We start from the raw sequence: 19,359 nt of genomic DNA on the forward strand, positions 1-19,359 counted from the left end.
AATCCGACAAGTATTAAAAAAAAATCAAGCAAGTGGAGAACGCCGTGCTGCACATCCAACACATTAATCAATACTACGGCCAAAGCCACATCCTGTGGGATTTGTCGCTCAACCTGAAACAAGGCACCTGCGGCTGCCTGATCGGGCGCAATGGTGTGGGTAAAACTACGCTGCTGAAATGCATCACCGGTTTACTGCCTATACGCGATGGCCAATTGCAATTCGACAACCAGGACATCAGCAAACTCTCCACCGAAGCACGCGCTCGCGCCGGTATCGGCTACGTGCCCCAAGGGCGGGAAATTTTCCCGCTGTTGACCGTGGAGGAAAATCTGAAGATCTCCCTCGGCGCCCGCAAAGACAAAGCGCGTTTTATTCCCACCCACATTTATGAATTGTTTCCGGTACTCAAGGAAATGAAATACCGGCGCGGCGGCGATCTGTCCGGTGGCCAGCAACAACAATTGGCGATTGGGCGCGCGCTGGTGCTTGACCCGAAACTATTGATACTCGACGAACCCACCGAAGGAATTCAGCCGAATATCGTGCGCGATATCGGCGACGTTATCCGCCGCCTGAATCGTGAGTTGAATTTAACGGTTTTATTGGTTGAACAAAAATTGCCATTCGCCCGCCGCGTGGCCGATGACTTTTTTATTATGGAAAAAGGTAGCGTGGTGGCAACCGGGCCCATCGCCGACTTAAATGAAGGATTGGTACAACAGTATTTGAGTGTGTAGCAACGCCTTTAAAACAATTCTGAAAATTTATGCAACAACAATGGTTTTAATGCAAAGGCAATCAGCTTACCGGCTTGTTCAAGATAGGCTTTTTGCTCTGCGCGCCAGATCATAACCTCGCCCACCTGTTCACAGCAAAATACACCCACCAGTTGACCATTAAAGACGATACCGATATCGAGCAAGGAATAAATATCGTTAGGCAGGAAATAGCGCTCGTTGAAACAACGCGTAGCAGGATGTTCCCGTGCATCAGGTGCATCTATACAACCCGCGCTCCGCATAGCGGCGAAGTATGGCTGGAAGCTTTCTTCGTATAACCGCACACCCGCACTATGGATATTTCTATCGCGATCATAAAGATCAATGGCTTCAATTTCGTTCAGGAGTAAATCCGAATAGAGCCATAAACTGGCGCGGCTACAACCGATCTCCTCCGTCAATATTTCCGTGAGCGATTGATAGAAGGTGCGATCATCAATGTGACGATTTTTATATCGTTTAATCAACAACAACAGCGATTTTTGTTCGAGCATAACTGCTCCTGACGTGCTTCACTGGTAAGCTTTAAATTTTGTTATATGCGCGATAGCTGTGTATGTGTGTGTTTCGCCACACGCCATATAAGTATGCGTCAGTTTTCTGCTTTAGCCAGCGACTTATCTCACACCCCGACCTTCTGCCAACGCCTGCCGCATACCCCCAAAACGTTTACGGTAGGCCGAGGGTGTGATGCCGACTTGCCGACGAAACAAGCGGCTGAAAAAACCCGCATCTTCATACCCCACTTCGTTGGCCACCGCTTCAACAGGTAAATCACTGGTTTCCAACATTTGTTTTGCTTCTTCCAGACGCAAGGTGTGAACATATTCCAAAGGCGACATGCCAGTAGCCTGTTGGAAACGTCGTTTAAAAGAGCGCTCCGCTAAACCGCTGCGTTGTGCCATTCGCGCAACCGGCCCTGGCTGTTGATAATTCTGCGCGATCCACACCTGACAATCGGCAATGACGGCATCGCCCGCTTGCCGCGAACGCGCAAGATGGGCGAAGGGTTGCTGCCCCACGCTGTGCCAATCGATCAAATGAATCCGCGCGACCCGCATGGCTTCTTCAACCCCACATAATCGCGCCGTCAGCAATAACGCAAGGTCGAGCCAACTGGTACCACCGCCCGCCATGATCAAACGCTGCTCCTGGCCAGACGCCACCAGCGCTCGCTCCGGGTATAAATGAATGGCGGGATAACGTTCACGCATGTAATCGCAATAGCCCCAGTGCGTTGTGGCTTCGTATCCATCCAGCAGCCCCGCTTCTGCCAACAATAAAGCGCCTGAACAGGCCGTCGCGATAATGCTGCCCTGATTATAGAGAGTGCGCAGATAATGCAGCTCCGGCTCAAACCGGCCGGCCAATTCAGCACCGGGCGGCACAAAGGCATCGGGTACGCACACGACATCCGGCCGAAGGAAATCGTCGGCATGGCATTGCGGATCGAGAGCAATCCCGTTAGCGGTAAAAAAACTCCCGTCGCGCGCGCCGACAATGACCGGTTGAATCAGCGATTGCCCCGGCGCTCCCGACGTCAGAAAACCCCAATCGCGGCCCACGCTCATAAACAAATCATACATGCCGTAAATGGTTGAGACGGTCGCATCGGGAAAGGCGAGGATAGCAATACGAATCTGTCTGGCGGGCTCGTTCATGGCAGAAATGTCCGGTTTGTTGCGTAAACGGCTTTATTGTCGTTACGGGTTTGGCAGTAGATTATGAACATCAATAGCGCCGCCCCACTGATATGTAGGCGGTAGCGTTATTGTCGGCTTTGGCTCTTCGGAGCCAGGGATAATCTGACCAAGATGGAGCATAAACATGCCTACGCCCCTCGACCTTTTACGTGATCCGATATCGATCACGGTGTTCATACTTTACGCCCTTTTAATCGTGGTGGAAGCGCTTTTTCCGGCGCGGCGATTACCCCACAGCCCCTGGTGGCGTGTGCGCGGCTTAAGCGCATTCCTGGTGTTCTTTTTTATCTCATCTTATTTGCCCTTGGTATGGGGCGAAACCATTGTCCAATGGCAAGTGTTCGACTTGACCTGGCTGGGCACATGGGCCGGCGCACTGGTGGGGCTGCTGGTTTATGAAGCAGGCGTTTACGTGTGGCACCGGGCGATGCATCGCCATGATTTTTTATGGAAATATTTTCATCAGATGCACCACAGCGCCGAGCGACTCGATACCTACGGCGCACTCTGGTTTAGCCCACTGGATATGTTGGGCTGGACCGTCCTGAACAGTTTGTGCCTGACCGTGATTGTCGGCATCACCCCCGAAGCAACCGTGATGGTGCTTTATATCACGATGTTTCTCTCGGTCTTCCAGCACAGCAACCTGCGCACGCCGCGCTGGCTTGGCTACATTGTGCAACGCCCGGAAAGCCATTCGTATCACCACGGACGCGGCATTCACTCGCACAATTATTCCGACCTGCCGATGTTTGATTTGCTGTTTGACACCTTTGTGAACCCAAAAGAATTTGTTACCGAGAATGGCTTTTATGATGGCGCATCACTGAGGCTCGGCGACCTGCTACTCGGGCGCGATGTCACCAAGCCCAAAGAGCCGACGGCCAGTCATTTAATCACTGAATAATTTTTGCAGCCCGTTAAGGAGAAAATCATGGCACGTTACCGACACAACTTACCACAGCTAAACAACACATTACTGGTATGCGACGGTGGAATGGAAACCACATTTATTTTTCACGAAGGCATCGAACTGCCCGCCTTTGCCTCGTTCACGTTATTGAACAACGAGAGCGGAATAACCTCGCTGAAAAATTACTACGCGCGCTATGCAGATATCGCGCGTCAACACGGTACCGGCTTGATTCTTGAGATCGCTACCTGGCGAGCTAATGCGGATTGGGGCGCGCACCTGGGTTATAACAATCATGAACTTGAGGAGATTAACCATCGGGCAATTCACCTGCTGAAAACATTGCGCGATGAATGGCAAAGCGAGATTCAACCGATTGTCATCGGTGGTGTGATCGGCCCGCGCGGCGACGGCTATATGGCGGACAAGCGCATGACAATCAACGAAGCAGCCAATTATCACAGTGCGCAAATGCGTACCTTCGCCAATAGCGAAGCGGACATCGTTACGGCCTATACCTTAAACTACGCTGAAGAAGCCATCGGCATTACACTGGCCGCCAAGATCCACGGTATGCCTGTTGCGATTTCGTTTACGGTTGAAACCGACGGTGCATTGCCATCTGGGCAGCCGTTACGCGAGGCCATCGAAACCGTAGACAGGGAGACGGGGGGCTATCCGGTTTATTATCAAATCAATTGCGCGCACCCCACGCACTTCGAAAATATTCTCAACGACGAAGGCCCCTGGCTTGACCGCATCCGCGGCCTGCGTGCCAATGCCTCGCGCAAAAGTCACGCAGAGCTCGATGAGTGTACAGAACTGGATGATGGCAACCCGCAGGAGTTGGGACAGAGTTATAAGGCAATGACCAGACAGCTGCGCCAGCTATCCATTGTCGGTGGCTGTTGCGGGACAGATCATCGGCATGTGAAGGCGATGTGTGAGGCGGTGGTGGGGTGATAGTGGGTAATGGCGCGCCATTCATCGCAAATTCCACTGGCAATCTCTCCCTCAACCCCCTAAAATGCCCGCCACTTCGTTGTGAACAAAATATGACCGCAAAGGTCATATGCATGAACACAACGAACGGGGCCGATTAGGATTCGACGCTGGTAACAAAGCCCGAGGTGCATGTCGTGATGACAGCCAATCACGTTAATCCAAAGCTGTAACTGAATAGTCGCAAACGACGATTCTTACGCTTTAGCAGCTTAATTGCTGCTAACGGTCTATAACAAGGTGCCAGTACCGCGTTAAAGCCCGTCATACAGAACTGGATCGCAGCAAAGCTTGCCTGGGGCCGCGCTGCTAAAACTCTACAGGATCGCGCTTTTCGTCCTGCCTGTTGGGCTGATAAGCGTTAAATCAATAAACGGACCTAAACATGTAGAGCCGAGGATGGAGTGCTGGCGGACGGGGGTTCAAATCCCCCCGGCTCCACCAATAACAAACCCGGTGCCCAAAAGGCACCGGGTTTTTTATTGGCCGCAAAGCGGCGGTTTGGACTTGCAAAGTCGGGGTTCACAAAATGCCAGGAGCATTTTGTACCGCGTAGCGCCCGCAGGGGCAGCGCCATGGATGGCGCTGGGTACAATCCCCCCCCCCAACCTCCGCACTCCCCCATTTCCATAACAGATGTTATATTGCACCACCAACTTCCCCAGCTAATAACTCATACCCAAGGCACGGAAATGTCACCCACTTCCAGCGACTTCGCCTCCACCGTCAAAGCCCTGCGAGTGCAATTGCAAATGTCACAGGAAGACCTGGCAAAGGAGCTAGGCGTAAGCTTCGCCACAGTAAACCGCTGGGAAAATCGTAAAACCCAACCGTCAAAACTGGCCAGGAAGCAGTTGGAGCAATTCATCACATCACAAAAACAGCAAGGAGCGCTAAAGCATGAATAATCAGCAACAAATTCAGCTATACACATCTGAGGATGGCCAAGTGAAACTGGAAGTCACACAAGATGCCGACACCCTCTGGCTAACACAGGCTCAGATTGCGGAGCTGTTTGTGGTTTCTCCGCAAAATATCACCATGCATTTGAAGAAAATCTATGCAGAGCAGGAACTTAAGGAAGAATCGACTTGTAAGGATTACTTACAAGTTCAATCTGAGGGTGGACGAGAGGTTAAAAGAACAAGAAAGCATTACAACCTCGATGCCATCATCTCCGTCGGCTACCGGGTCAACTCCAATCGCGCCACCCAATTTCGTATCTGGGCTACCAACACCCTCAAACAACATTTGGTAGAAGGCTACACGCTAAACCAACGCCGGCTTAAAGAACGCGGCATAGAGTTTGAGCAAGCACTCACTCTGCTCTCGCAAACTCTTACGAACCAAGCGCTAATCAATGAACAAGGGCAAGCTGTTATTAATGTAATCCACGACTACGCCCGCAGCTGGAGCTTACTGCAAGGCTACGACGAGCAAAGCCTGAAAGACGCCACCAATAAGCAAGATGCCATGCGTGCACTAAGCTTAAATGATGCACTTGAAGCCATCGGACAACTAAAACGCGAATTAATGAACAAGGGCGAAGCTACTGAGCTATTTGGACAATTGCGTGGCGAGGGCTTGGCATCCGCCATTGCGACGATAGAACAAGGTTTCGGTGATGAATTGTTTTATCCCAATATCGCAAGCCGCGCGGCACACCTGCTTTACTTCGTTATAAAGAACCACCCACTTGCAGACGGTAACAAACGCACAGGGTCGTTTTTGTTTCTGTGGTACCTACGAATCAATCAACACCTATTAGCAAAGTCTGTAGAGCAACTCATTAATGACAATACGTTAGTTGCGTTGGCTTTATTGGTAGCGGAGAGCAAACCCGAGCAGAAAGAATTAATGATTAGATTGGTAGAGCACTTTGTGATGTTAGTTAATTAAGGCACGCACCATGGATAGCAAAGACAAAAGAAAGCTGTCAGAGCGCGATATTTGCAGTAAATACATTACTCCCGCACTTATTCGTGCCGGGTGGGATCTGCAAACACAGATACGGGAAGAGCTTTCCTTTACTGCTGGCCTTGTGATTGTGCGAGGCAGGTTGCATACGCGCGGAGAAAAGCGCCGGGCTGACTACGTACTTTTTCATCAAGCTAACCAACCAATTGCTCGATAATTACAGCCGTAACACCAGCGCTAATCGGTGAGTCAGGTTAGACGCCAATAACAAACCCAATGCACTGTGAAGAGGTTTAGCCCCTCCCTCCCCATCTGGAGCCTATTTGTATTATGATAGGTTGTAGTCATCCAGACTTTTTGGCGATTACGAGGATAAAACATGAATAAACTCATCGGCGTTTCACTATTGGGGCTCGCGGCTGTACTGATCGGCTGCGACTCCGCCAACAATACCGAATCTGACGCTCAAGTAACACAAGCCACCGCGAGCAGCGCGGCCCCTGAAGCCGCAAATGGCGCCCTTTCGGATAAGACGGCGCGCTTCACCAGCTTTCGTTATGAAGGCGAATCCCAGGAAAAAGTCACTGTGGGCGAAGGCGAATTCCGCAATCCTATTCTCTCCGGCTACGCCCCGGACCCTACGGTGGCGCGGGTGGGCGACGATTACTATCTGGTGCCCTCCACCTTTACCCACTTCCCTGGCCTGCCCATTTACCACTCGAAAGACTTGGTTAACTGGACCCACATCGCCAACGCGATCGACCGGCCGGACCAGTTCAATTTTTCCGGGCTTAATGTGTCGCGCGGTATTTTTGCGCCGGATCTGTCCTATCACGACGGCACCTACTACCTCACCTCCACCTGTGTGGACTGCAAGGGCAATTTCGTGATGACCGCCAAGGACATCACCGGCCCCTGGTCTGATCCTCATTGGCTGGGTTTTGAAGGTATCGACCCCTCGATCCACTGGGATGACAGTGGCAAGGCCTACATCCTGAATAACGGCGCGCCCAATGAAGAGCCCCGTTACGATGGACACCGTGCGATCTGGATTCAGGAGTTTGACTACAAAAACCTGACCATGACCGGCGAGCGTAAACAGCTGATTAACGGCGGCGTGGATATTTCTACCAAGCCGGTGTGGATCGAAGGGCCGCACATCATCCAGCGCAACGGCTTCTACTACATCACTGCAGCCGAAGGCGGCACCAGCGTGCATCACTCGCAAACCATCTTCCGTTCGGACAATGTGTGGGGCCCTTACAAGCCCGCCGACCATAATCCGATCCTGACCCAGCGCGACCTGGATGCTGATCGGGATGATCCAATTATCGCTGCGGGCCACGCCAAGTTTGTGCAGCTTCCCAATGGCGATTGGTGGGCGACTTTCCTGGCGATTCGTCCCTATGATCGCGAGATGTTCAATATCGGCCGTGAGACTTTCCTGCTGCCCGTTCGCTGGGAAAACGATTGGCCCTATATTTTGCCGCAGGGTGAGCGCATTCCTTTTGCGCTGAAAAAGCCCGCGCTGCCCGCGCAACCACAAGCTACGCCACCTACCTCGGGCGACTTCGGCTACACCGATTCATTCGATGGCGATTCACTTGGCCTGAGCTGGATGGGTATTCGCGATCCGCAGGCGTCGTTTTATCAAGTGGAAGGCGGCGCGCTGAATCTGGCTTGCCACGGTGGCCTTGGCGACGTGAACCAAGTGCCGTCGTTTATCGGCCGACGCCAGCAGCACCACATCGCGGAAATCTCCACCACGGTGTCTTTCACTCCCGCAGCAGAAGGCGACGCCGCCGGCTTGGCTGCCGTACAAGACGACCAACACCTGATGTTTATCGGCATTACCCAACACGAAGGCAAGAATCAGGTCGCGCTTTATCGTCGGCAGGGTTCCAACGACGACACATTAATTAATGCCGCACCGATTTCCAACACGCAGGATGTCACCCTGTCGCTGGCGTTTAATGGTGGAAAAATGCAGGCGTTTTATGAAGTAGACGGGCAGCGTCAACTGCTGGCCGAAGGCGTCGATGCAACCAACCTGAGCACCAACGTGGCAGGTGGATTTGTGGGCACGATTGTTGGGCCTTATTGTACGAGTAAATAATTGCTTGTTTGTTTAGGCTTTCCTGCAACTACCGTGGGTTACTCGGTAGTTGCAGGGCGCAAGCTAGCCCAAGCATCAAATAAGAACGCGACCAGTACAGCTAATTAAAAGCATAAATAATTCTTATCATTCTATCCCCGTGAGAGGCGCAAGCTTTTCCATAGCAGGGCAATACCATTCTTTTCCCAATTCAGCTTCGGCACCGGTTTTAAAGATCTCGTAACGATCTTCGGGTACGGCATAGCTGACGGCTTCCCAGGACACTGTCGCAGAACTGGAAGGTAAATTTTTGTTTAGCCTTTCGGTGATAAATTTATTGCGCTGCTCCAGCGACATTGCCGACTCGCTATCGGCTTTATCCAGCTCCTGAAAATATTGACACACCATGTCAAAGTCATTTGGTTTTTCATTGTCAACGCAGCCATATAGCGATGAGGCAATAGCCAAGAGCAGGATATTATTACGAAGATAATTCATTTGGTGATTCCCCATACAAATTTTCCATTTTTCCTTACAAGAGGCTCCTTGGGTTGATAAATTACGACGTAGACATTCGGCTTGAAGTCTTTGACCATACGACCACGAGCGTCAGTGATATACACCCATAACCCATTAGGATGCTTCCACGCAGTTCCGCCATTGCTCGCGATAATTTGGGCACTGATAGCGGGGGCTGATGAGCTAAAGTGATAACAATTTTTAATGTAGGGAGACCATTTTGCATTCTCTTTTTTTTGAATTTCTGTCAGCTTCTTATTCATATCATCATCTACATGAGCTTTAAGTAAGCCCACAGCGACAGACGCTCCAGCCGACAGAAAGCCGGTGGCATATATTCCAACATCTGTTTTATCTGGCTCCGCCCCTGTTGTGCTGTGATTGAGTGCCCATACGGCGGGCGTGACCAATACCCCACCGACTTTTTTACCAACATGATCTAACCCCATTGATGCAATAGAGCCCGCCGCTGATTGAATGAGATTTTTATGATCCTCTAAAACTTTAACTGTTTTTTCCATAAAGTTGCTCCATGATAGTATTGTCGTTAATTAAATTCCGTTAATAGCCAGAGTGACTGCATGAGCAATTGACTCAACTGCTGAACGCATCGGGAGGTGCGGAGATCTTACTCAGTGTGGTAGTTTGTGGCAATAAAAGCCATTTGCGCATGATCTATATCACATATTTAACTCTAACTCTCCCTGAAAGGTTCTATTATCAACCAAATGGCTTCCGGTAAAGGCATTTATTTTATATGAACGTGCTTATTCCTCTCGCTTTAGCTTTGATTCTCATTAATCACCAGAAAATCAGAGATGATCCGTACTACCGGTTTTCTATGCTATCGATTGTTGGCATAACCTATTTTTTTATTTTTAGGTACATTGATTACTATTTTTCAATATTTTCGCCTGGAGACATATGGCATTCGATTACCAAAGTAGTAGCCGTATTGATAGCTGTCGGGATGTGCCTGAGCCCAGGGATGACTAAATCAACAGCGGTTAAAACTGGTGTTTGTGTATTTCTTTTTGCCGTAAGCATTCTGGCTGCTTTTGGTTTTGATCGACTTATCAAGGTAGCCATCACTGATTTAGGGGGGTATTTCGACGGACCACCGAAGGTAGGCACACAGAGATATGTCGGCGAAGCGGTTAGGTATACCAGCAAAGCCGGTGGCTATTCCCTAAGTATTCCGAGCCGCTGGGAAAGAAGACGCCATGAATCCCAAGCTGATTACTTTGTAGTCCAGAACGAAGAGGCCACTTTGGCGGAGCTGCGCCCAAGGTGTTTTCATAAAACCGGGGTGGTGATAGCGGAAGTTATTAAGAATCTGGAAGCGGACGCGTTAATTGAAAACAGGCTAACCGAATCACACTGCTTTAAGCAAAAAGATGCCCATGTATGTTTGGTAAAAAGCATTGCCTCCGCACAAATCAGTCCGCTAGAGCGTTGGCGCTGGTTAGTTATGAATCCTGCAACTCAACAGAATATTGATATCGACGTATTAATTTATATCGATAACGCCGCAATAAAGGACGAAGTAAATTTTGTATTTTCTTCGTTAAAAATCGAATCGCTACCGACACCCGCCCCGATCTGCCTGAGCACTATGGATTGGTTCTAGAAGTATCAGGCAATGAACCGAACGAACCGGGAACCAAGAATTATTTTCTTACTTCAATTGACACCCCTCGTTCGCCGGGGTTATGCATGTAGAATTACGTTTCGGCTATAAAAGTGAATCTCATTAAGAATTCATTTAACTTTGAATTAGATCCCCCAGCTTTCCCAGCTGGGGGATTGTTAAAAATCAATACAAATAAACCCGCCAGTTAGTGCAATCACCCTGAACATAGTAACTGCTGCTGCCTGGATAGAAAGTGCACTGATACGGGTACTGTAATGTATTAAAGTACACCCCAACTCTATAAGGACCGCCAGTTGGACAGGTTATCGTGTACTCATCGTACAGGAAGCCACTTCCACCTGTCCCATAGGTTTTTGTGAAACTACAACCCGCATACGAATTGCCTATAATCGGATCACCAAACTCAGCAACTTTGGTCGCGTGTGCGGAGGAAATAAAACCAAAGAAAAGCGATATTGCAATAAACAGTTTGAATTTCATGTTAGCTCCTTTGCTTATAAAATGACCTTGCATCATGCAACCTTGCCCCAACCATGAGGCGATAGATTCGGCCCTCATCTATCACGGTACTACTCCTTTTTAAAGTTAATCGCGTCAATGCTCACATGATTTTTCTTGTAATAAGTTTTTTAATAATCAACTATTTTTCTATTGCAACAAATCCAGAACGCCATTCCGGGATACATACACAATCATCTGGCCCGTAGCCGGATCGGCAAAATAGGAAACCGTTTGATCAGGAAAATTCCGGTTACTGGTTACAGCCTTTAATAAAGCGTCGTACATAAAGTCAGTTTGCTGCTCATCACCGGCAGCCAGGACAATCTCGCAGTTTTTGGATTTGCAACTGACATCCAGCGGCATGAAACTGTGCAAATTTTCGCTGGTATCAAATAAGGTTAGGATTGCGTTTTCTTTATCGATGGCCCATTCGTAATCCACGGGCTCGGCGGTGTATCGCTGTTGGATATGTTGGAGCGGGCTGGCGTCTTTGAGCTTATCGAGTTGATTTCTAAATGCGTTAATTTGATCCTGGATATCTTTATCGCTTCGAATACTGGGTGATTGTTTTTTCTCCTCAGGTTCGGCGAATTCTGATGGGATGGCTAAAATTCTGTTTTCTAATGATGGGGGCTGATGTTGTTGCGGTGTGTATGTTTCAACTATTTCAATATTTTCGGCAACGACATCTGTATTTTTCTTATCAGCCAGGTCAACACCGGACATTTCACAGATTGCTGCGAGCGCTGAGTCATCAGCCATTTGCTGAACGATACAATAAGTTCCAAAAGAACTTATTAACGCCGTGGTAACTATGATTGAAATACTTTTCATTTCGCTCAATTCCTATGGGCTACTGCGCCGCATAGTAGAAGCTTTCTCAAAGTAAATGAAGGGAATCTTCCGCCAATTTAAATCTCTTTGAGAATTTTATGAAAAGAAAGACAGAAATTTTTATCTATTAAACGCCTTTTGAATATTTTTTATGTTTGGATAACTTTCATAACATAAATTCAACGAATTTCATTTTAATATTCCAAATAAAAAATGAATAGAACCATCCCTGGCGCCTCAAAATACGACCGCGTTTTTTTAAAACAATGTGATTCTTAAGTCAGCACGTTAAAAAAGTATGCGTATCGCTAATATTTCCACTTCACCGTAAACGATACATTCCTCGGCTCACCATAATTGGCGTAGTCGATATTCGCCCAATAGGTTTTATCAAACAAATTGGTTGCGCTCAGGGATGCTGACCAGGCGTCATCGAAGCGCCAGGTAGCATAGAGATTGGCGAGCAGGTAGGAGCCTTGTTTGAAGGTTACGCCATCCTCTTCTATCGGATGGGTTACGCCATAGCCGACAATCTCACCGGACCAATTGAAACCGCCGCCCAATATCAACGGATCGAGGGTGCCGGCAAAATCATAGTGGGTGGACAGCTGCACGCTGTGTTCAGGTAAGTTGGTCCAGATGCGGTCGTTGCCATGGCGTTTGGTGTCCACATAGGTGTAACCGGCATTGATGGTCCACTGGTCGGTGATGAGTCCGCTCACGCTGAATTCGACACCTTCGCTTTCGGTGCCATCCACGCCGATGTAGGCCGAGCTGCCGTCGGGCAGGGAATTTTCCGGCTGGGTCATATCACGCACGGCGTAGTTGTCCTGCTTGGTAGTAAACAATGCGGTCGACAGGATTAACTTGCCGCCGAGGTACTCCGCTTTCAATCCCACTTCCACGTTGCTGCCCAAAACCGGTTCAAGCAAATTGTTGTCTTTGTCCTTGTAGTTTTGCGGATTGAAGATGTCGGTGTAACTCGCGTAGAGCGAATAGGTTTGGTTGATGTCGTAAACCAACCCGACGTAAGGCGTCAGCTCGTCGTTGACCTCGAAGGAACCGGTTGTGTTAACAAATGTACCGGTGGTATCGAAATTATCCGTGCCGGTTTCCCAGGAGGTCACGCGGGCGCCGACAACGGCGGATAGGGCGTCGGTCAGGCTGAAACGGTTGGCCACGTAAACGCCGAACTGTTCTGTGGTCGCAGTGCGGAAAGAGCCGGTGCGCGAATAGGTCGGCAAAGGCGCCTGGCCGTCATAATTCCATGCATCCGGTACCGGGTAGCTCCAGGAGGCCAGCGAAGTAAAACCGGGTGTGACGGATTCAATCTCGTAGGCATTGGCGCCCACAACCAAGGTGTGATTACGACCAAACAGGTCGTAGGTGCCGGTCAAATACAGGTCGATGCTATCCCGTGTATCTTCGCCGGCGCCGACCGCACCCAACAGCGTAAGCCCCTCTCCGGTTTCGATATCCGGAAAACCGGTGGCGTATACCCGCAAGCTGAATACCTCGCCTTCGGTGCGGCTTATCGATGCGCGCAGTTTCCATTCTTCATTGAACCGGTGTTCCAGGTCGGCAAATACCGTGCTTGATTCCCGCTGCCATTCGGTCCACTTAGGCGCAAAGCTGGAGGAGACTGGCAACTGCGCGACAGAACCGTCTGCAGCGAAGATGGGGATGGTGCCCCAGATAGTGCCTTCGGGGTTGTTGTCCTGATTTTGATAGCCAACGGCCAGGGTAGTGTTTTCGCCAACGTCGCCTTCAATCACACCGAGCATGGCGGTTTTGTCTTCGCGGTAGCGATCACGGAAGCTATCGGAATCCTGGTAAGCCACCACAAAGCGGCTGCGCAAGACGCCGCCTTCCGTCAAGGGCGTGGACACATCCACCACACCGCGCTGACGGTCCCATGAGCCCAGGCTGGTGGCAACCGATGCGGCAAACTCTTTTGTGGGCCGTTTACGCACCAGGTTAACCGTGGCCGACGGTGTGCCCACGCCAGAGAGCAAACCGTTAGCGCCCCGAATCACTTCGACTCGCTCGTACAGTGCAGTGTCATATTCCTGATTGGTGGAACCGCTGTAGGTAGGAATGCCATCCACCTGGAAGTCAGTGATCTGGAAGCCGCGTGAGAAATAGAGCGGGCGTTGCGTGTCGTAAAGGCTCACGTTGACGCCGGTGACATTCATCATCAGATCGTCCATGTCTGTCATGGAGGCTAGTTCGATCATCTCCCGGCTGATTTCGCTGACTGATTGAGGAAACTCGCGCACTGTAAACGGCAAGCGCATGGATGCAGTATTTTTAGTGGCCTCACCATTAACGCGCATCTCTTCTATGCGTTCTGGCGCGGTGGTGGCGCGTGAGGTTGTAGATACTTTTTCGTTCTCGGCGGCCATTGTGGGCGCGCCCCACCCAAACGCCAATGCTGCTATCGCAAGCGCCAGGTGGTAGCGCTTAACAGATAATCCGGATGCAGCTGCAGGCTGCCCGATAAGGTGTGTGTGGTTCATAAGCAAGTTTCCTATTAACAATTATTTTCAAACACAAATGATAATTATTATATTTTAGGTGCGAATTCTGCCCGCAAGTTGAGGGGACGTCAAGGAAACAAGCGCCAGAGGGCAGAGGGAAGTGAACAAATCAAACTCTGATCACAGGAGACGAGAGGAAAGTATTACGCAGGTACAAAAAGAAAAGCCCCGCTGGATGCAGGGCTTCAAAGGATAGATACAGTCACCGGCAGCCTAGGGCCAGAACACCCGCAATAGCTGAGGGCGCCAGGCCAGGATCATGCCGATAGACGGCGCCAGCGCGGCCAGCAACATCAACCAGACAAGCACGGCCATGGACGGGCGATCTGCCATAAAACACAGCACGGCGGAAAGCGATAAGCCCGCCCATCCCAGCGTGCGCAACACCTGTGCAGGGCGTTCGGGCTTGCGGTCCTGGTGAACACTTTTCCAATGCGGCTCCATGGCCAGCGCCAGCCAGGTTAATCCCGCGAGGCAGGTGATCGCGGCCAAGCACAGAAATAGCCAACTGTTAGCCACCTTTCACCTCCGCCGTCTCTGCGGCCATGTCAATCGCCGGTTTGTGTGGAGTAAGGCTGGGCGCGCTTTGTTTTACCGGCAGGCGCTGGTTGAGCTTGCGCACCGCAATGATCGACAGACAGGCTGCCGCCAATAAGCTCAGGTCAACACCAGCTACCGCGAGATAGGTATCCGTAAACAGGGTTTTGATCAAATGGTCGCCGGTGCTTAACCAGTTCAACAGTACTGCTGCAACGGCCAGGGTAGCAATAATCCAACACTGTTCACGCCACGCCGGATTACTCTCGGCACGGGCCAAAGGCGCGCTACGCCAGGCCGCGTGAAGAAATGACAATACCCAACTTCCCCAAAATACATTCTGCTCAATGCCACCTTTGCCGGGCAGATCAGCAGGCAGCAAACGGTTGGCGACCAGCATCGCGATGGCGGCGATGACCATGCCCGTCACCGCCGTAACCGCAAGTGCGTCCACGATGCGAATAGCCTGGCTGTCCGTTTTTGCATGCTGTTGTTTGCGTTTCTCAACAAAGAAGATAAAGCCAGTCGCAATGCAGGCGCAGCCCAACAAGCCGCCGATCACATATAACCAACGCAAAAACCAGTGCTCGAAATGCTGCAAGTGCAAGCCAGTGAGAAATTCATTGACTTCTGATACCAACGTGCGCGGCGGCTCTTCGCGCAGGACTTCACCGGTGCTCGCTTTAAAGTGAATCGCCTCACCCACCAAGGCCACGCGGTCACTCCCGGCACGGTAAATACTCACATAACCATTTTCATCGCCCAAGTGGTCCATAAACAGGTAACCCACCTCGCCCGCCATATCACGCGCGGCCCAGCGACGCTTGGCCTCTGCCACCATGGCATCGACCGACGCCAGAGGCGCAGCAATTCCTGCGGGTTCGTGAGGCAAGCCAGTGCGCTCTGATTCCAGCACTTCGTGTTGATCATGCAATGGCTTGAGCATGGTGTGGCCGACCGGCAGGTAAATGCCCGCGAAGATAATCAGGCCCGTCAACGCAAAAAAGAAATGAAACGGCAGCGCCACAACGCCAGTCATGTTGTGCAAATCCAGGGCACTGCGTTGCACCCGTTTTTTGGGGCGGAAGGTAAAAAATTCCTTGAATATCTTGCGGTGCATGATGATGCCGGTCACCAGGGCCGCGAGCATAACCAGCGCTGCCAGGCCGACAACCCAGTAACCCAGATTTTTCCAGTGCCAGTTCAGGCTGTAGTGCATGGGGTAAAACCAGCGGCTGCCGATCTTGAGCGCATCATCGGGGATGACTTCGCCGGTACGCGGGTCGATAGTGGCCCAACCGTGTACATGCTGGTGATCATCGGACCGGTCTTTGGGTTTATTGGGGATACTGAATTCCGCACCAATCGCCAACACCGGATCGCGGTGGGTGGTATAGGCATAAAGGGAAGCCATGGGCATGGTCTTGGGGTCGGGTAAGTCACCAATCACCCGCTGGGCCGTTGCCGCCATATCCAGCGGGTGCGGCTCCAGTTTCTCGAACACCGGCTTCAGCAGGTTATCGAACGACGGCATGGGCTGGGGCTCGAAGCGCGTCTTGGGAATCGCCCAGCGATCAATCTCCCGGTCGAACACCGACAGCGATCCAAAGAAGAAGCAGATCATCAGAATGTAGCCCAGCACCAGACCGAACCAGGTGTGAACCCACGTCATTGAGAGACGGAAATTAGTAAACATAAATCTACCTACCCCACCAGAAAATGCTGAATGGTAAGGGCCGCACCGGTCATTACGACGGCACCCCCGACAAAAACCACCCACACCTTAACCATACTTTTGGCGGCAAATGTCCAGAGAAACAGCCCCAGGAACAATAAGAAGGCAACCAGCATGACGCCGGTTTCAGCCTCATGGAAGCTCACGCCCAAAGCGGCGAATGCGGCGATACCTAAGGCGCAGAACCCCCAGATGAAGCCATAGCCGCCTAGCAATGCTGCAGCGACGCGGTTGATAACGGGGAAGTATTGAGTAGTCATAGAGAATTCCACAACGGATGTCACCATAAAGGCAGCGCCTTACTCTTGACCCAAGCGGCTTGCAGAGCGGGCACCTCAACTGAATAATGCGCATGGTTCCACAAACGATAGAAATTCGCAATAACAAATGATTCTCATACCGCATGAGAGACGGCCTCATTTATCCAAGGCCGGGATGCTTACAGCGGATTCAGGCTGATCAAAGGGGATTGAACTAAAGAGGATGCAAGCCCAGCGAATCGATATCCAGGGATTCGCCGGGCAGAGGGTTATCGCATCATACGTGACCGACGCCGCTGGAGGGCCAGCCCCAGCAATCCAATGGTTATTAATCCTAATGTAGCCGGTGCGGGGACTGCATATTCATAGATCAAGTCGTCGATAAATGCACTTGTACGAGAATTAAAAAAACCTTCTATCGTGATGTGTGAGATACCTTCTGCTACGTCAAACGCCACCAACAGATCGGGAATAATCTCATAATCGTCACCAGGCCCCGAATAACCCGGCGTTTGCTGACGTTCAATCAAGCCGGCCGCTCCATAAGCATGCAAAATCACCGATCCTTGATTAACGGAATTTACACGCATACTCACAAACGTCGGTAAATTATTGATAAAGCTCAAGGTCAGGAAATTGCCTGCCAATAGTGCGTTGGGTGATGAAACAGCGCCTTCAGGGTCTTCCAATAAATAACCACCATCAATTAATAGACCTTGCGATTCATATTGATTCGTCAGCGGCATGTCATCGAAGACTGTTGAATCTTCGCCATCATCATTTGGAATGAATGGGATATCATCAAAGTTGATGAAAACGGCAAAGCTTTCGGCGGCCCACAGTAGTGCCAGGCAGCTTGATACCGATAAAAAAAACTTCTTACGTTTATGGCCCCGTCTCGAATTTAAATAAGTAAGCATTACAACCTCCCATGTTGATAAGGTATTAGCCTATTCGTGCTCGTGTTGAACTTTCAATTTACGATATCCCAATAACACCAGGCATAAACTTAACAAGATGACAGGGGAAGGTGCCGGCACATTGGCGTACTCATAAGTGATGTCATCAACAATGGAAGACACACGCAGATTGTAATAACCCTGCACAACGATAGACGATATGCCTTCCGCGGCGTTGAAAGTCATCAGCTGGTTGGGTGTATAAGGCGTATTGTCGTAAGGACCAGCCCAACCGTTAGTTTTTTGTTCATCGATCAACCCCCCAGTCCCAAATACATCGAAATAAATTGCTTCCTGATTCGCTGCACTGACAATCATACTGACAAATGTCGGTAATTTTCCCACAAAGCTGAGGGTCAGATAATGACTGCCTAAAAGGTAATTGGGGCTCGAGACTTTGTTCGGGTCTTCCTCGTAATACTCCATCAAGTATCCACCATCAATGATCAGCCCTTCGGCCTCATACTCGTTGGTCAGCGGGTGGTTACAAAAACAGGATTGCATCGGGTCTTCATCCGGAACTCGCGTCAGATCATCAAAATTAATCAATACGGCGTGCACTGCACCGGAAAAAAAAGCCAGTGAAGAAAAAAGCATTAAGAGAGCATAAATTCGCTTCGTTGCGTAACGCATCTTAACCTCCTCGTTTTATTTTCTATCTATCTGTATCGAGCTATCTGTATCGAGCACCGGCCAAACGCAACCGATTACGCATCATCAGCGCGAGCCATCCCATTACCAATAACAGCAGTGGCGAGGGTGCTGGCACCGAGTATTCATACGTTAAGTCATCGATGGCAAGCGAAACGCGGCTACCCCAAAAACTCCACATCTCTATACTTTCAATTCCATTGGGAGAATAAAAACTGACGAAGTTTTTTCCCTTGAAGGGCTGAGTCGCCGGGCCCGCTTCGCCTGGGGTTTGCTGCAATTCGGTCCAGCCATCAGGTCCATAGGCGCGCAGGTAGCCGGCATCACCTCCCAGAGCGGTAACATACATGCTGACGAAAACTGGCAAGATATCACCAACAAAAACCAGCGATGGAGAGTGGCCAGCCATTAAATAATTGGGGCCAGAAACAAGCCATTCCGAATCGTCCCACCATTCCGCCAGATAGCTGTCGACAATTCGTAAACCTTGATCCAGATACTCGTCTGTTACCGGATGGTCGCTAAAATGATCAAAATCCGGATGGCTCGGTATATATTCAAGATCATCAAAGTTAATCAGAACGGCATGTGCAGGCAATGCGAATAACAAGCCAAGCGGCAAAATGAATAAAAATTTTTTAATTGTTAGAAAAATTCCGTGAATGGCGCACATATTAACCTCCTGTTGCAGTTGCCGTTAAATTTAAAACACCCAAACAATAAAACGGCGATTGGGTAAAATCCAGCGATTTACGTC

21 protein-coding genes and 1 other RNA gene are annotated in these 19,359 nt (G+C 50.3%); 9 read left to right on the forward strand and 13 right to left on the reverse strand.

The annotated features are described in order from the left end of the window. Positions 1-44 precede the first annotated feature (44 nt). Complete coding sequence (urtE, locus tag ACSV5M_RS08680) at positions 45-740, forward strand: urea ABC transporter ATP-binding subunit UrtE (RefSeq protein WP_439175566.1); 696 nt, start codon at positions 45-47, stop codon at positions 738-740. A gap of 8 nt (positions 741-748) precedes the next feature. Here urtE and ACSV5M_RS08685 read toward each other — a convergent pair whose 3' ends face one another. After that, a complete protein-coding gene (locus ACSV5M_RS08685; protein ID WP_439175567.1) occupies positions 749-1,276 on the reverse strand; it encodes a GAF domain-containing protein in 528 nt (175 codons plus the stop codon). A gap of 123 nt (positions 1,277-1,399) precedes the next feature. After that, a complete protein-coding gene (locus ACSV5M_RS08690; protein WP_439175569.1) occupies positions 1,400-2,443 on the reverse strand; it encodes a GlxA family transcriptional regulator in 1,044 nt (347 codons plus the stop codon). A 166-nt stretch (positions 2,444-2,609) separates the two neighbouring features. Between ACSV5M_RS08690 and ACSV5M_RS08695 the strand changes: the two genes are divergently transcribed. The 7 genes from ACSV5M_RS08695 (at position 2,610) to ACSV5M_RS08725 (ending at position 8,433) form a co-directional block, all read left to right on the forward strand. Then, positions 2,610-3,392 (forward strand): sterol desaturase family protein, encoded by a 783-nt coding sequence (locus ACSV5M_RS08695; protein WP_439175571.1) that lies wholly within the window; start codon positions 2,610-2,612, stop codon positions 3,390-3,392. A 27-nt stretch (positions 3,393-3,419) separates the two neighbouring features. Further along, positions 3,420-4,361, forward strand: coding sequence for a homocysteine S-methyltransferase family protein (locus ACSV5M_RS08700; protein ID WP_439175573.1), 942 nt, complete (start codon positions 3,420-3,422; stop codon positions 4,359-4,361). Between the two features lie 128 nt (positions 4,362-4,489). Further along, positions 4,490-4,844: a transfer-messenger RNA gene (ssrA, locus tag ACSV5M_RS08705) on the forward strand. A gap of 248 nt (positions 4,845-5,092) precedes the next feature. Beyond that, on the forward strand, positions 5,093-5,308 hold the full coding sequence (locus ACSV5M_RS08710) for a helix-turn-helix domain-containing protein (RefSeq protein ID WP_439175575.1): 216 nt from the start codon (positions 5,093-5,095) through the stop codon (positions 5,306-5,308). Then, on the forward strand, positions 5,301-6,299 hold the full coding sequence (gene rhuM / locus ACSV5M_RS08715) for a RhuM family protein (protein WP_439175576.1): 999 nt from the start codon (positions 5,301-5,303) through the stop codon (positions 6,297-6,299). The genes ACSV5M_RS08710 and rhuM overlap by 8 nt, the downstream gene beginning before the upstream one ends. Positions 6,300-6,309: 10 nt before the next feature. Next, a complete protein-coding gene (locus tag ACSV5M_RS08720) occupies positions 6,310-6,534 on the forward strand; it encodes a hypothetical protein (RefSeq protein ID WP_439175577.1) in 225 nt (74 codons plus the stop codon). 162 nt (positions 6,535-6,696) lie between these two features. Then, complete coding sequence (locus ACSV5M_RS08725) at positions 6,697-8,433, forward strand: glycoside hydrolase family 43 protein (protein ID WP_439175579.1); 1,737 nt, start codon at positions 6,697-6,699, stop codon at positions 8,431-8,433. Positions 8,434-8,559: 126 nt separating this feature from the next. Here the strand turns inward: ACSV5M_RS08725 and ACSV5M_RS08730 are convergent, their stop codons facing one another. Beyond that, complete coding sequence (locus ACSV5M_RS08730) at positions 8,560-8,910, reverse strand: hypothetical protein (RefSeq protein ID WP_439175580.1); 351 nt, start codon at positions 8,908-8,910, stop codon at positions 8,560-8,562. After that, positions 8,907-9,452, reverse strand: a complete 546-nt coding sequence (locus ACSV5M_RS08735; RefSeq protein WP_439175581.1) for a hypothetical protein — start codon at positions 9,450-9,452, stop codon at positions 8,907-8,909. Before ACSV5M_RS08735 ends, ACSV5M_RS08730 begins: the two co-directional genes overlap by 4 nt. Before the next feature lie 236 nt (positions 9,453-9,688). On the opposite strand from ACSV5M_RS08735, the gene ACSV5M_RS08740 reads away from it, so the two are divergent. After that, positions 9,689-10,561, forward strand: a complete 873-nt coding sequence (locus tag ACSV5M_RS08740) for a hypothetical protein (RefSeq protein WP_439175582.1) — start codon at positions 9,689-9,691, stop codon at positions 10,559-10,561. A gap of 186 nt (positions 10,562-10,747) precedes the next feature. Here ACSV5M_RS08740 and ACSV5M_RS08745 read toward each other — a convergent pair whose 3' ends face one another. The 9 genes from ACSV5M_RS08745 to ACSV5M_RS08785 all read right to left on the reverse strand — a co-directional run bounded on the left by ACSV5M_RS08745 (position 10,748) and on the right by ACSV5M_RS08785 (position 19,275). Continuing rightward, complete coding sequence (locus tag ACSV5M_RS08745; RefSeq protein ID WP_439175583.1) at positions 10,748-11,065, reverse strand: hypothetical protein; 318 nt, start codon at positions 11,063-11,065, stop codon at positions 10,748-10,750. Between the two features lie 168 nt (positions 11,066-11,233). Further along, positions 11,234-11,920: a hypothetical protein gene (locus ACSV5M_RS08750; protein WP_439175585.1), complete on the reverse strand. Its 687-nt coding sequence runs from the start codon at positions 11,918-11,920 to the stop codon at positions 11,234-11,236. A 308-nt stretch (positions 11,921-12,228) separates the two neighbouring features. Next, a complete protein-coding gene (locus ACSV5M_RS08755; RefSeq protein WP_439175586.1) occupies positions 12,229-14,439 on the reverse strand; it encodes a TonB-dependent siderophore receptor in 2,211 nt (736 codons plus the stop codon). A 234-nt stretch (positions 14,440-14,673) separates the two neighbouring features. Beyond that, complete coding sequence (locus ACSV5M_RS08760) at positions 14,674-14,979, reverse strand: DUF3325 domain-containing protein (RefSeq protein WP_439175587.1); 306 nt, start codon at positions 14,977-14,979, stop codon at positions 14,674-14,676. Continuing rightward, positions 14,972-16,693: a PepSY-associated TM helix domain-containing protein gene (locus ACSV5M_RS08765; protein WP_439175589.1), complete on the reverse strand. Its 1,722-nt coding sequence runs from the start codon at positions 16,691-16,693 to the stop codon at positions 14,972-14,974. Before ACSV5M_RS08765 ends, ACSV5M_RS08760 begins: the two co-directional genes overlap by 8 nt. 8 nt (positions 16,694-16,701) lie before the next feature. Beyond that, entirely contained in the window at positions 16,702-16,992 is a 291-nt protein-coding gene (locus tag ACSV5M_RS08770; RefSeq protein WP_439175590.1) for an iron uptake protein, read from the reverse strand. Between the two features lie 269 nt (positions 16,993-17,261). Further along, entirely contained in the window at positions 17,262-17,912 is a 651-nt protein-coding gene (locus ACSV5M_RS08775; RefSeq protein ID WP_439175591.1) for a PEP-CTERM sorting domain-containing protein, read from the reverse strand. Positions 17,913-17,942: 30 nt separating this feature from the next. Continuing rightward, complete coding sequence (locus tag ACSV5M_RS08780) at positions 17,943-18,584, reverse strand: hypothetical protein (protein WP_439175592.1); 642 nt, start codon at positions 18,582-18,584, stop codon at positions 17,943-17,945. A 40-nt stretch (positions 18,585-18,624) separates the two neighbouring features. Continuing rightward, a complete protein-coding gene (locus ACSV5M_RS08785) occupies positions 18,625-19,275 on the reverse strand; it encodes a hypothetical protein (RefSeq protein ID WP_439175594.1) in 651 nt (216 codons plus the stop codon). Positions 19,276-19,359: the final 84 nt, after the last annotated feature.

Origin of the sequence: Cellvibrio sp. ARAG 10.3, assembly GCF_051846955.1 — a bacterium.
In the GTDB taxonomy this organism is placed as follows: Bacteria; Pseudomonadota; Gammaproteobacteria; order Pseudomonadales; family Cellvibrionaceae; genus Cellvibrio.